Origin of the sequence: Streptosporangium sp. NPDC000239 (assembly GCF_040300765.1) — a bacterium.
GTDB lineage: Bacteria > Actinomycetota > Actinomycetes > Streptosporangiales > Streptosporangiaceae > Streptosporangium.
This window is the reverse complement of the sequence record NZ_JBEPEI010000004.1, coordinates 491,119-503,474: the sequence shown is the minus strand read 5'-3', so window position 1 is coordinate 503,474 and position 12,356 is coordinate 491,119. Positions and strand designations below refer to the sequence as shown.

Sequence of the window (12,356 nt, the reverse complement as noted above, 5' to 3'; positions counted from 1 at the left end):
TCGCCGGGGAAGCCTTCTGGTCGTTCCCGTGGACGCGTAGGGTCGCGGCCATGACGGCACGGAGATCCATGTGATCGTGACGGAGCTGAACGTCTATCCGCTCAAGAGCTGCGCGGGCACCGCGCTGCGGGAGGCGGAGATCACGCCCAGGGGGATACGGCACGACCGCGAGCTGATGCTCGTCTCGCCGGACGGCACGCACCTGTCCCAGCGGGAGGTGCCGGGGATGGCGCTGCTGCGGCCGGTCTACGACGGCGACAAGCTCAGGGTCGAGCCCCCCGACCCGTCCGCGACGGTCCCGCTCACCCACGAGGTACGGCGTGACCTGCCCGCGCGGGACATCACCCTCTTCAACGCCCCGCACCGGGGCGTGGACCAGGGGGAGGAGGCGGCCGACTGGTTCTCCACGGTGCTCGGCGTCCCCTGCCGCCTGGTGTGTTTCCCCGACGACCACGTCCGCAGGATCAACCCGAAGCACGCCGTCGGGGAACTCCGCTACGCCGACGCCCTCCCGCTGCTGGTCGCCTCGGCCGAGTCGCTGGCCGAGCTGAACACGCGGCTGGCGGAGCCGGTGCCGATGAACCGCTTCCGCCCGAACATCGTCGTCTCCGGCTGGCACGAGCCGTTCGAGGAGGACGGGGTACGGCGGCTGCGGATCGGCGAGATCGAGGTCGAACTGGTCAAACCCTGCGGGCGCTGCGTGATCGTCAACGTGGACCAGGCGACGGGGGCCAGGGGCCGGGAGCCGCTGCGCACACTCGCCGGATACCGGACCGTCAGGACGGACAAGCCACGCGTCGTCTTCGGCAAGTCCGGCCTGCCCCACACCCCGGGCACGATCCGCGTCGGCGACCCGGTCGTCCTCCTGGAGTGACAATCTGTCATTGGATTGTCACTTTATCCTGACCGGCCGGCGATGGCCGTTCGAGTCTGGTCGTTCCTGTGGGGCTTGGTGCCGGTCCGGCCGACGCCCCCGCCCCGGTGAGGGGCGTCGGCCGGCGGCCGGTCACAGGTAGGCGCCGTCGAAGGGGACGCCGTCCCACAGGGCGCGCTCGTGCCCCCTGGGGTCGTCGGCCACCCTGGGGGAGAGGTCCCAGATCATCGTGGCGCGCCGCGGCACCCGGTAGGCGGGCCAGGCGGGACGCGGGACCGTACGGCGCGCGTCCGGGTCGCCCGTGCGGGCGAAGGAGGCCCAGGCGTCGATCATCTGGGCCGACAGGGTCGTCAGCCGCGCCCGGTCGGTCCGCAGGGCCTCGGGGCCACCCTGGACGCCGACGAAGCGCAGCGTGCCGAACATGAACGGCAGCTCGATCGTGTGCACCGCCCCGACGCCCTTCGGCGGCGCCCAGTCGAACTGGTACACGTAGGTGGACCGCCAGCGGCTCTGCGCCTCGGCGAGCCTCAGGGCGGGCACCCGCATGCCCTGGTCGGTGAACATCGCCAGGGCCGCGGCCTGCTTCGTCCTGTCCCTGCGGTAGACCTCGGTCATCCGGGCGCGCCGGGCGGCCAGCTCCTTCGGGAAGAACGCGTCGTACTGCTCGGCGAGGGTTCCCAGCCCTTCCTTGGAGTACTGGCCGAAGAAGTTCATCTCGTCCCGGTCGGTGCCGATCAGCAGGTCGATCCCCCGGGCGTTGCCCGCCTTCACCCGTTTGGTCACCGTGTCGCGGACCAGCGTCCCGTCGACGTACGGGCCGAAGTAGAGCGCGTGCCCGGCCGCGCCGGGAAAGGCGGCCACGGCCTTCTCCTGGACCCTGAGAAGCTCGGCCACGGGCATCGTCCGCAGCGCGGCGAGGTCGCGCACCGGCAGGGTCGAGGCCAGCTTCCGCTCGAACGCCGCGGTGTGCACCAGGGCCCCGCTGCCGCTCTGCAGTACGGCCCTGCGGAACAGCCGCTCGGGGTGGTCGGTGGCGAGCATCGCGCTGATCGAGAACGCGCCCGCGGACTCCCCGACCACGGTGACGTTGGCCGGGTCGCCGCCGAAGTCGGCCACGTGGTCGCGCACCCAGCCCAGCGCCGCGATCTGGTCGCGCAGCCCGTTGTTGCCCGAGCCCCGGTAGGCCGGGTCGAGGCCGCCGAGTTCGGCCCAGCCGAGCAGCCCGAGCCGGTAGTTGAGCGAGACGACCACCGCGTCCCCCTTGGTGGCCAGGTTCGTCCCGTCGTAGCGGGGCTCGTTACCGGTGCCGTACGCGGCGGCGCCGCCGTGGATGAAGACGATCACCGGTCGTTTCGAGCGGTCCGGCTTCGGCGTCCACACGTTCAGGTGGAGGCAGTCCTCGTCGGTGTAGACCTTCCTGTCGTCGGGATAGTCCTCCGACATCTGGTCGCGGCCCTGGGGGCAGACCCTGGTGCCGTCGACGGCCTTGAGCGTGCCCCGCCACGGGGACACCGGGCGCGGTGGCCTGAACCGGAGCCTCCCGACGGGTGGTTGCGCGTACGGGATGCCGCGGAAGGCGCACAGGCCGTCCGTGGCCGTCCCCGAGACGACGCCGAGCGAGGTCCGGGTCACGCAGGCCGTACCCCCGGCTGCGCCGGCGGTGGAAGCGCCGGACGCGGTGGACGCGGTGGCGGGTACGGCCAGCGTCAGGGCCGCCCCCGCGACGGCCAGGGCGGCGGGCAGGGAGATGGGCAGGCGGAGCGAACGGAACATCGAGACCTCCTCGGGCTGTGCGGATCGAGGAGAGCCTCGCGGCTGAGGGCACCGTCGCGGATCGGCCTGCCGAGCGAACCCGGAATCACCCGCGAGAACCAGGAACCAGAGAGCGGGGAACCGCTCCGGGGCGAAAGGCTGACAGAGCCGGGAACCGCGCAGGGACCAAAAGTGCCTGCCGGGCGGGGGCCGGGGCACCACACGGGGACAAGAGGACCCACGGGAGCCGTACGGAAAGCAGGGGGCAGGGGCTACGCGGCACCGGAGCTATGGAGCCGGGCATCACACGGGAACCGTACGAAACAGGGGACCGAGATCACGCGGCGCCGGAGCTCATGGGGCCGGGCATCGCACGGAGCCGGGAGCCGTACGGAGACAGGAGACCGGGCTACGCGGAGCCGGGGACGGTCAGGCCTGACTCGTAGGCGAACACGACGGCCTGGGCCCGGTCCCGCAGGCCGAGTTTGGTCAGCAGGTTGCTCACGTGCGTCTTGACCGTGTGCTCGCTGACCACCAGTTCGGCGGCGATCTCGGTGTTGGACAGCCCCCGGGCGATCAGCCGCAACGTGTCGGTCTCCCGGTCGGTCAGTTCGCCGAGCCGTCTGCGCAGCTCCGGCCTGGCGGTGCCGCGCCGTACGACGTCCTCGATCAGCCTGCGGGTCACGGCCGGGGCGAGCAGCGCCTCCCCCGAGGCGACGAGCAGGACCGCGCGCACGAGTTCCTCCCGCCGCGCGTCCTTGAGCAGGAAGCCCCCGGCCCCGGCGCGCAGCGCGTCGTAGACGTACTCGTCGACGTCGTACATCGTCAGGACCAGCACCTTCGCCGAGGTGCGGCGGCAGATCTCCGCCGTGGCCGCGACGCCGTCCATCCGGGGCATGCGGATGTCCATGAGGACCAGGTCGGGCTGGAGCTCGACGGCCCTGGCGACGGCCTCGGCCCCGTCGGCGGCCTCCCCGACGACCGTGATGTCGGGGTGGGCGTTGAGGATCAGCGAGAAACCGGCGCGGAACAGGTCCTGGTCGTCGGCGACGAGCACACGCATGGGAGCCCCTGTCAGAGAGAGCCGAGGGGGAGGACGGCGGTGACGGTGAACCCCCGGGGATCGACGGTGAGGCCGCCCCCGCAGGAGGCCGCGCGTTCGCGCATCCCGACGACACCGTGTCCCTCGCGGAACTCGGCCGTGCCGCCGCCCCCGTCGGTGACCTCGATCGTCAGCGCCCGTCCCGACCAGGTCAGGCGCAGCCGCGCTGTGCGTACGGCCGCGTGCCGCAGGACGTTCGTCAGGCACTCCTGGACGATCCGGTAGGCGGCGATGTCCACCGCCGCCGGGACCGGCGACCGGGTCCCGTGCTCCTCGACGACCACGTCGAGACCGGCCCCACGGGTGCGTTCGACCAGGTCGGCCAGGGTTTCGAGGCCGGGCTGCGGTTCGCGGACCGGGCCGTCCCGCAGTGTCCCGAGGATCAGGCGGAGCTGGCCGACGGCGTCCCGCCCGGCCGTCGCGATCGCCTCGAACACCATCTCCGCCCGCGCCGGGTCGTCCCGCACGACCAGGGGCCCCGCCTCGGCCTGCACGACCATGAGTCCGACCGAGTGGGTCACGATGTCGTGCATGTCGCGGGCGATGCGGGTACGTTCCTCGGCGACCGCCGCCGCCCGTTCCTCACGCAGCCGCCGCGCGCGTTCCTCGACCATCCCGCGCTGCGCGCGTCCGGCCCTGGCGCCGACCCCCAGCGCGTAGGCGGCGACGTAGGCCGTCACCACGTAGCGGAAGGTGTCGAAGTCCTCGTGCGGCAGGATCAGGGAGGTCAGCACCCCGACGGCCAGCAGCCCGACGCCGATCATCCGCAGCGTCGGCGGGGCGAGGGCCGCGATGGTGTAGGTGCACACCAGCGGGCCGTACGGCATGAGCAGGAACGGCGGATGCGTGAGCGCGTCCTGCATCAGCACCAGCGCCGTCATCGCCAGACCCGCGACCAGGCTCGCCGCGATCAACAGCGTCCGCCGCCACAGGACCGGCGCCGAGGACAGCAGGGCCAGGACCACGACCCACCACGGCTGGAGGCGAGGCAGCAGGACCGGTACCACCGTCGCGGCCGTGACGACGGCGGCGATCGCGACGTCGGCCCGGGGCACGCGCAGGAGGTTCGGCGCGCGTAGGGAGTCCACTGGTGTCACCGTCCGGGTCGAAAGCCCCATTGAGGAGCCCTGTAAGGCTATGCGCCGTTGGACTCCCGCCCCGTTCGACGGCCAGGCCGCCGACCATTGAGGAGTCCTGTAAGGCTATGCGCCCCCCACCGGGACACGCCTCCCTCGCCCGACCGAGGCCGCCCTCCCTCCCGGGAGGGAGGGCGGCCTCGGGAACTCCGGGGAGTCTCCCGGACGAGCCTCCGGGGTGAGCTTCCCGGAGAGAACCCTCTGGGCCGACTCCCATGGGGACCTCCCGGGGCAGGCGGCGAGGCCCGCGTCCAGAGGCCGACGCCAGGGGATCCGTGCCCTGAGGTCCATGTCGTGAGGCCCATGCCCGGAGGGCGCACGCCCGGGGACTCACGGCCCGAGGTCGGTGAGGAACTCGCGCAGGGCCCTGCGGTAGGGCTCGATCGTGGTGATGTCGGCGTACTCCTCGGGGCCGTGCTGCCCGTCCCCGCCGATGCCGAAGATGACGGCGTCGATGCCCCGGCGGTAGTAGAAGCGGCCGTCGGCGGCGCCGTGCTTACGCAGCAGGGCGCCGTCGTAGCCCTGGTTGCGCGCCGCCCGCCGCAGCCCGAGCACCTCGGGCCGTTCGGGGTCGGCGTGGTGCGGCGGGGCGACGTGGGTGACGACGGGCACGACGCCCGGCGCGCAGAAGGCCGCCAGGTGCGCGGTGACCTCCTCCTCGGTCCTGCCGTCCAGGTCGGGGTCACCGGCGGGGAAGCGGATGTCCAGCCACGCCTCCGCCTGGTCGGGCACCTGGTTGCGGGCCGTGTTGGAGGTCTCGATCCTGGCGACGTTCACCGTGGTCCGCCAGGCCTCCTCGGTCGCCACGGGGTAGCGCTCAAGCAGGGCCCCCAGGCTGTGGTTCAGCTTGAGCAGCGCGTTGTCGCCGAGCCACTGGTAGGCGCTGTGCGCGCCGAGTCCGTTCGCCCGCAGGTTCGCGGACACCATGCCCTTGGAGTCGGTCACGACCCGCAGCCCGCTCTGTTCGCCGATGACGACGAAGTCGGCGGTCACGCCCTGGTCGATCTGGTGGGCCGTGCCGTCCAGGCCGCCGACCTCCTCGTCGGTGACGAGCTGCAGCCCGATCGGGTACGGCAGCGCCCCGGCGAGTTCGCGGAAGACGAGTGTCTCGACCAGCGCGGACACCTTCATGTCGTGGGCGCCCCTGCCGTACAGGCGGGTGCCTTCGAGGCGGGGCCTGAACTGGTGCGGTGGCGCGGGCACCACGTCGAGGTGGGCGTTGAGGACGACCCGGAACCGGGGCCTGCGGGGACCGGGGTAGACGAGCGCGCTCGGCTTGCCGTTCGAGACGAACCGTTCGACCGTGAACGAGTCGTCGGCGAGGAGGCCGAGCACGAGTTCGAGCGCCTCACGCAGGTCGCCGGGGCGGTCGGCGGTCGACGGCACGGCGAGCAGCCGCCGTGCCGTCACGAGGAGGGAGTCCAGATCCACCGCCTCATCGTCCCCCGCCCCGGCGCTTCCGTCACCCGTCACGGGCGGAGGAAGCACATGATGACGAACCTGGTCACGTGCGAAAGGAACCACACGCGAACGAACCATGCGCGAACAGGCCACGAGCCGACGAATCCACCACGAGCGGACGAATCACACGATTGACTCCGTCACGGTGGACGAACCGCACGATGGCGAACCCGGTCGCGTGCGGACGGGCCACGGGCGGGTGAATCCGTCACGCGTGGGCGAGGACGAGGGTGAAGTCCCCCGTCGGGTCGGTGTAGGTCCGGCTCGGGGTGAATCCGGCCGCGACCAGTTCCCGGCGCAGGCCCTCCTGACGGAACTTGGCGCTGATCTCGGTACGGGTCTCCTCTCCCGCCTCGAAGGAGACCGACAGGTCGAGGGCGGCGATCCGCACGGTCATGGCGCGGCTCGCGCGCAGCCGCATCTCGATCCAGTCGTTGCGCTGGTCGTACAGCGCGACGTGTTCGAAGGCGTCCGGTTCGAAGTCGGCGTCGAGCCGGTGGTTGAGCACGTGCAGGACGTTCCTGTTGAAGGCCGCCGTCACCCCGGCCGCGTCGTCGTAGGCCGCGACCAGCCGCCCGGTGTCCTTCACCAGGTCGGCCCCCAGCAGGAAGGAGTCGCCGGGGGAGAGGGTGGCGCGCAGCTCCTTGAGGAACACGGCCCTGGCCTCGGGGTCGAGGTTGCCGATGGTGCCGCCGAGGAAGGCCACCATCCGCCGTCCCCGCTTGGGCAACAGCGCCAGGTGGCGTTCGAAGTCGGCGCAGACCGCGTGCACCGCCATCCCCGGGTAGCGGGCGGCGAGGCGCCGCGCGGCGTCGCCGAGGGTGACGGCGTCCACGTCGACCGGGGTGTAGGCGCGCAGCGTCCCCGCCGAGGCCAGGGCGTCGAGCAGCAGCACGGTCTTCTCGCTGGTCCCCGAGCCCAGTTCGACCAGCGTGTCCGCCCCGCTGTCGGCGGCGATGTCGGTCGAGTGCCTGCGCAGGATGGACAGCTCCCTGCGGGTCGGGTAGTACTCGGGCAGCCGGGTGATCTGGGAGAACAGCTCACTGCCCGTCTCGTCGTAGAACCACTTGGGCGGCAGCCACTTGGGGTCGGACGTCAGCCCGGCGCGGACGTCGTGCTCAAGGGCCTGGCTGAGGTAGTCGTCACCGAGATGGTTGGTCAGGCGTACGTCGGACTGGCTGACGGGCATGATGACTCCTTGGATGTCGCAGGTCACAGCGGCTGGACGCGCACGCCGTCGATGGACGCGAGGACCAGACTCCGATCCGGTACGGCCTGCCAGCCGGACCGGTCGTCGAGCGGTTCGCTCGCCACGAGCACGCCGTCTTCGAGGTTGAGGAAGAGCGTGTCCCCCCAGGTGGTCGCGGCGAGGGAGGAGCCGTCGCAGGCGAGGAGGTTCAGCCGCCCGGCGGGGTCCTTGGCCCCGGCGGTGACGACGACCTCGGACAGGGCGTCGCCGAGGGTGAGGCCGGCGCGGCGCCGTACGAAGACGGCGGCGGCGACCCAGGCGGCGTCGCAGGTGCTCTCCGCTCCCGCGTCGCCCGCCAGCTCCCTGACGGGGCCTCGGGCGACGCGGCCGTTGTGGCTGAGCAGCCACGCCCCGTCGGCGAAGGGCGCGGTGGCGCTCTCCTCGATCGGCATGCCCTCGCTGGCCGACCGTACGGCCGCCAGCAGGCAGCTTGAGCGGGCGATCTCGGCCAGGGCGGGCAGGTTGGCGTCGGCCCACATGGGGACCGAACGGCGGTAGCGGACCGGTTCCGCGCGGCCGGCGTCGTACCAGCCGATGCCGAAGCCGTCGGCGTTGATGAGGCCGTGGCGTTGCATGCGCGGGGCGTAGGACTGCCGCAGCAGGCCGTGCTCCGGTTCACTGACCAGTGAGGCGACGGACCGGGGAGCGCCGAGCCAGGCGGCGTGGCGGCACATCTATCGGTGCTCCAGACGCTCGGCGGACACGGACCGGGCACAGCGGAAGCCCGTGAAGATCTGCCTGCGGATGGGGTGGTCCCAGTTCCTGAACGTCGTGCGGACCGCGGCCGGGTCGGCCGCCCACGAGCCGCCGCGCAGCACCCGGTAGTCGCCGCCGAAGAAGACCTCGCTGTACTCGCGGTAGGGGAAGCTGCGGAAGCCCGGGTAGGGCAGGAACTCCGAGGAGGTCCACTCCCACACGTCCCCGATCATCTGCTCGACGCCGTAGAAGCTCGCCCCGGCGGGGTAGGCGCCGAGGGGGGCGGGACGTGCCGCGCGGTGCCCGAGGTTGGCCAGTCCGGGGTCCGGGTCGTCGTCCCCCCACGGGTACTTCCTGGCCCGTTCGGCCTCCGGGTTCCAGCCGCAGGCCTTCTCCCACTCGGCCTCGGTCGGCAGCCGTTTGCCCGCCCAGCGGGCGTAGGCGTCGGCCTCGTGCCAGCTCACGTGCTGTACGGGCTCGTCCATGGGCACCGGTTCCGGCCTGCCGAACCGGGTCCGCCACCAGGTGTCGCCGTCCCTGGTCCAGAACAGCGGGGCGAAGGCGCCCGTCTCCCGCCGCCAGGCCCACCCCTGGGGGTTCCACCAGCGCGGGTCGTCGTAGCCGCCGTCCTCGACGAAGTCGGCGTAGGCGCGGTTGCCGACCGGCAGCCGGTCGATCCAGTAGGCGGGCAGGTCGACCCGGTGCGCGGAACGCTCGTTGTCGTAGGCCCACGGCAACGTGTCCGTCCCCATCGTGAACGGCCCGGCGGGCACGAACACCTCCTCGGGGCCGTAGTGCTTGCCGGACGGCAGTTCGCCGTCGCGGATCAGGCCCGCGGTCCCGGAGAGCTGCCAGGTGGCGAGCATGGTCTCGTCGTGCTGGTGCTCGTGCTGGATCACCAGGCCGAAGACGAAGGCGTCCCGGTGCAGCGGGTCGGGGCTCTCCGGGTCGAGCCGGTCAAGGACGTCGAGCACCCGCCCCCGTACCCCCTCGATGTAGCGCCGCGCCTCGGCGGGTCCCAGGATGGGCAGGCTCGGCCGGTTCTTCCTGGGGTGTTTGAACGCGTCGTACAGGTCGTCGATCTCGGGGCGCAGCGGGGTGATGCCCCCGGCCTCCCGCAGCACCCACAGCTCCTCGTAGTTGCCGACGTGCGCCAGGTCCCACACCAGCGGCGACATCAGCGGTGAGTGCTGCCTGACCAGCAGGTCGTCCTCGGCGTCGGTGTAGGCCAGCGACCGGCCGCGCACCGCGGTCAGTTCGGCGGCGATGCGCTCCTTGAAGTCGTTCATGCCTGTCCTTCCTCGGTCAACCAGGCCGACAGGCGCGGTCCCGGTTCTGCGGCCATGTCCAGCAGGTCCAGGGCGGGGGGCCGCCCGGTCGTCACGTGGCGGTCGGTGTAGGCGGCCACCTGAGCGGCCAGCGCGCCGTCCACACCGAGCCTGGGCAGCGCCTCGCAGGCGGCGCGGAAGCACTCCTCGGCCGCCTGGCGCAGCCGGGGGTCGGTGAGGCCGCAGCGGGCCGCCTCACGCCACATCCCCGCGTACGGCTCCGCCGCCGCCAGCGCCGTGTCGGCCGCCCGGTCGTCCATCACCAGGGCGTGGGTGACGGCCACGCACACCGGCCAGTTCGCCGGGTGCTGGGCGTCGAGGTAGCGGATCTCCAGCCAGCCGCGGGGCCGTACCGGAGGGAAGATCGTCGTGGCGTGGTAGGCCAGGTCGGCCAGGGTCGGCGGGGGCACGGGCGCGTCGAGCCAGTCGCGGAAGGTCGAGCCGTCGCGGATCGTGCGGTAGTGGTCGTCGTCCTCGCGCACCAGCATCAGCCGGGCGTCGAGGAGGTAGGCGGCCCAGTCGGCGACGGGGTCGCCGGTGGTCTGGACGGGGGCGGTCCTGGTGCGGTCGAGGTTCTCCCACACCTCCTGACGGCCGGACATCCACCCGCACGGCCGTCCCTCGCGCAGCGAGGAGTTGGCGAAGGCGGCCAGGAGGACGGGGCCGAGCCGGTGGGCGCGTTCCCAGCGCGCCGAGGGTCTGTCGCCCAGGTCGAGGTTGACCTGGATCGACGCGGTCGAGCACATCATCAACGCCCCGTACGGCAGGCCGAGGAACTCGGCCATCGCGTCGTAGCGGGGCAGGTGTAACTGCCGTCTGGCGGGCCGTACGGGGTCGAGACCGACCCCGGCCAGGGCCAGACCGGTCCTGTTCAGCGCCCGGCGGGTCGCGTCGACGTCGGCGCGCATCCGGGCGATCGCCTCGGGCAGCGGGCCCGCGGGTCCCGACAGTTCGAGCTGCCCGCCGGGCTCGAACGTCACCCGGCTTCCGCCGTCCATCGACGGCAGAACGTCGGCTGTCCTGTCCAGTGGAACCTGGTCGCCGGTGGCCGTACGGTCGAAGACCAGGAACTCCAGCTCGACCCCCACCTCGTCCCCGGCGGCGCCGAGGAAGCAGTCCTGCGCGAATGCCTCCACATCGGAGGCATTCCGGATCGGCGTGTCCTCGGCCACAAGACTGGCCATCGTCCCCCCTTTTCGCCTGATGTGTACGGTCTATAGACCCGTGAGGCGTGCAGGCGTTACAGGGGGACTTTCGGGGTGTGTGTAACGGTTCGACGGCCCCGGGGGACTGTCCCGTATGGAACGGGGGGCTGCGATGAGACGGGCGAGCCTGGGCTGCCGGGAGGCCGGGGGCCTCGTCACGGCCTATCTGGAGGAGGCCCTGCCCGCCGGGACGCGGCGGCGCTTCGAGGAGCACCTGGCCGGATGCGCTCTGTGCCCGGACCTTCTTGAGCGGGTCCGGGTGACGGTCGAGGTGCTGCGGGCCTTCGGCGGGGAGGACATCCCGCAGGAGGTGCTCACCCGGTTGTGCGACGTCTTCGGCCCACCCGAAAGCCCGTCGCAGGGCCCGTCGCGGGGGCGGCTCTTCCCGGTGCCGTCCTCAGGAGCTCCGCGGCTCCTCGACCCTGGAGTCCCGCCGGTCGCGGAAGGCGGCCAGTAGCCGCTCACGCGCCTGACCTGGCAGCGGCTCGGGTCGCAGGGCGCCCAGAGCGGTGACCGTCACGCGGAACTGGTGCAGGTAGTGTCCGCAACACTCGCAGGCGGCGAGGTGCTCCTCGAACACGTGCCGGGTGGACTCGTCGAGGCCGCCCTCCAGGTAGGAGGTGACGAGCTCGACCCACTCGTCGCAACTGAACCGCTTCACGACGTGAAACGCCTTACCGTCTCTGAACCGAACCGATTTCACTACGCCGACCGCCTCGCCGTCTCGAAATAATCCTCCAGGCGTCCGCGCACCGCCACGCGGGCGCGGTGCAGCAGAACCCGCTGGTTGGCCGCGGAGATCTCCAGGATCTCGCAGACCTCCTCCGAGGTGCACCCCTCGACGTCGCGAAGTGTGATGACGGCGCGCTGTCGTGGGGGAAGCTCAGCCAGGGCCGCCGCGATCAGGTCGCGCACCTCGGCGGCCAGCACCTCGCCCTCGGGGGTGGACCAGGCCGAGGGGACGTTCTTCCAGTGCCCGGGGAACGGGTCGTCGGGCCCCTGGAAGAGCGACCGGTCGGCGACCGGCTCCTCCCGATGTTCGAAGGCGCTGCTCCACGGTACCGTGCGGTTCTCGCGCAGCCCCCGTTTCCTGGCGGTGTTGACCAGGATGCGGTAGACCCAGGTCTTCACGGAGGAGCGACCCTCGAAGCCGTCGATGCCCCTGATCACCGCCAGCCAGGTGTCCTGCACGACCTCCTCCGCGGAGTCGTTGGTCGACACGTGGGAGCGGGCGAGCCAGAGCATGCCCCTCGACCAGGTGTCCAGCAGGGCCGCGAACATCGCCTCGTCCCCGGCGCGCAGCGCCGCGACGACGACGTCATCCGGGGGGAGCCTGCTGCCCGTGAAGGACTCCACGATCGCCTCCTTGCGGTCGGGCGTCTGGGACGCCGCTCTCGTGCCCGTGGACACGAGAAGGTGCCTGGACCGTCCGGCGCCCCCGAGGCGCCACCGACTGCGAGGATGAGGGTTCCCGTCCACGGCCGGTCCGACACCTCCCCGCGGGGGCCGCGGGGGAGCGCCGGAGGAACGCGCAAGAAGGCACCGAAGAGGGT

12 protein-coding genes are annotated in these 12,356 nt (G+C 72.1%); 2 read left to right on the top strand and 10 right to left on the bottom strand.

The genetic code is table 11. The features are described from left to right. Positions 1-70: 70 nt before the first annotated feature. Positions 71-874 (top strand): MOSC domain-containing protein, encoded by an 804-nt coding sequence (locus ABT340_RS14590; RefSeq protein ID WP_352011211.1) that lies wholly within the window; start codon positions 71-73, stop codon positions 872-874. Positions 875-1,006: 132 nt separating this feature from the next. Here the strand turns inward: ABT340_RS14590 and ABT340_RS14585 are convergent, their stop codons facing one another. The 8 genes from ABT340_RS14585 to egtA all read right to left on the bottom strand — a co-directional run bounded on the left by ABT340_RS14585 (position 1,007) and on the right by egtA (position 10,782). After that, positions 1,007-2,647 carry a carboxylesterase/lipase family protein gene (locus ABT340_RS14585; RefSeq protein WP_352011210.1) on the bottom strand — a complete coding sequence of 547 codons (1,641 nt, stop codon included), beginning with the start codon at positions 2,645-2,647 and terminating at the stop codon, positions 1,007-1,009. A gap of 388 nt (positions 2,648-3,035) precedes the next feature. Next, positions 3,036-3,689 (bottom strand): response regulator, encoded by a 654-nt coding sequence (locus ABT340_RS14580; protein ID WP_352011209.1) that lies wholly within the window; start codon positions 3,687-3,689, stop codon positions 3,036-3,038. Positions 3,690-3,700: 11 nt separating this feature from the next. Further along, positions 3,701-4,816, bottom strand: a complete 1,116-nt coding sequence (locus ABT340_RS14575; RefSeq protein WP_352011208.1) for a sensor histidine kinase — start codon at positions 4,814-4,816, stop codon at positions 3,701-3,703. Positions 4,817-5,194: 378 nt separating this feature from the next. After that, a complete protein-coding gene (locus ABT340_RS14570; protein ID WP_352011207.1) occupies positions 5,195-6,295 on the bottom strand; it encodes a M20 family metallopeptidase in 1,101 nt (366 codons plus the stop codon). A 238-nt stretch (positions 6,296-6,533) separates the two neighbouring features. Continuing rightward, on the bottom strand, positions 6,534-7,514 hold the full coding sequence (gene egtD, locus ABT340_RS14565; protein WP_352011206.1) for an L-histidine N(alpha)-methyltransferase: 981 nt from the start codon (positions 7,512-7,514) through the stop codon (positions 6,534-6,536). A 23-nt stretch (positions 7,515-7,537) separates the two neighbouring features. Then, positions 7,538-8,248: an ergothioneine biosynthesis protein EgtC gene (gene egtC, locus ABT340_RS14560; RefSeq protein WP_352011205.1), complete on the bottom strand. Its 711-nt coding sequence runs from the start codon at positions 8,246-8,248 to the stop codon at positions 7,538-7,540. Further along, positions 8,249-9,559 carry an ergothioneine biosynthesis protein EgtB gene (gene egtB / locus ABT340_RS14555; protein ID WP_352011204.1) on the bottom strand — a complete coding sequence of 437 codons (1,311 nt, stop codon included), beginning with the start codon at positions 9,557-9,559 and terminating at the stop codon, positions 8,249-8,251. Then, positions 9,556-10,782 carry an ergothioneine biosynthesis glutamate--cysteine ligase EgtA gene (gene egtA, locus ABT340_RS14550; RefSeq protein ID WP_352011203.1) on the bottom strand — a complete coding sequence of 409 codons (1,227 nt, stop codon included), beginning with the start codon at positions 10,780-10,782 and terminating at the stop codon, positions 9,556-9,558. Before egtA ends, egtB begins: the two co-directional genes overlap by 4 nt. 133 nt (positions 10,783-10,915) lie before the next feature. Here egtA and ABT340_RS14545 point away from each other — a divergent pair, with 133 nt between their 5' ends. After that, a complete protein-coding gene (locus ABT340_RS14545) occupies positions 10,916-11,260 on the top strand; it encodes a zf-HC2 domain-containing protein (RefSeq protein WP_352011202.1) in 345 nt (114 codons plus the stop codon). Here ABT340_RS14545 and ABT340_RS14540 read toward each other — a convergent pair. Beyond that, positions 11,201-11,464 (bottom strand): anti-sigma factor family protein, encoded by a 264-nt coding sequence (locus ABT340_RS14540; RefSeq protein ID WP_352011201.1) that lies wholly within the window; start codon positions 11,462-11,464, stop codon positions 11,201-11,203. The two genes, ABT340_RS14545 and ABT340_RS14540, sit on opposite strands and share 60 nt — an antisense overlap. A gap of 41 nt (positions 11,465-11,505) precedes the next feature. Beyond that, positions 11,506-12,159 carry an RNA polymerase sigma factor gene (locus tag ABT340_RS14535; RefSeq protein ID WP_352011200.1) on the bottom strand — a complete coding sequence of 218 codons (654 nt, stop codon included), beginning with the start codon at positions 12,157-12,159 and terminating at the stop codon, positions 11,506-11,508. Between the last annotated feature and the right edge of the window lie 197 nt (positions 12,160-12,356).

Bases quoted from the DNA above. Each gene is read 5' to 3' on its own strand.
- egtD (WP_352011206.1), bottom strand. From the start codon at position 7,514: ATGCCCGTCAGCCAGTCCGACGTACGCCTGACCAACCATCTCGGTGAC.
- egtB (WP_352011204.1), bottom strand. From the start codon at position 9,559: ATGAACGACTTCAAGGAGCGCATCGCCGCCGAACTGACCGCGGTGCGC.
- ABT340_RS14580 (WP_352011209.1), bottom strand. From the start codon at position 3,689: ATGCGTGTGCTCGTCGCCGACGACCAGGACCTGTTCCGCGCCGGTTTC.
- egtA (WP_352011203.1), bottom strand. From the start codon at position 10,782: ATGGCCAGTCTTGTGGCCGAGGACACGCCGATCCGGAATGCCTCCGAT.
- ABT340_RS14585 (WP_352011210.1), bottom strand. From the start codon at position 2,647: ATGTTCCGTTCGCTCCGCCTGCCCATCTCCCTGCCCGCCGCCCTGGCC.
- egtC (WP_352011205.1), bottom strand. From the start codon at position 8,248: ATGTGCCGCCACGCCGCCTGGCTCGGCGCTCCCCGGTCCGTCGCCTCA.
- ABT340_RS14545 (WP_352011202.1), top strand. From the start codon at position 10,916: ATGAGACGGGCGAGCCTGGGCTGCCGGGAGGCCGGGGGCCTCGTCACG.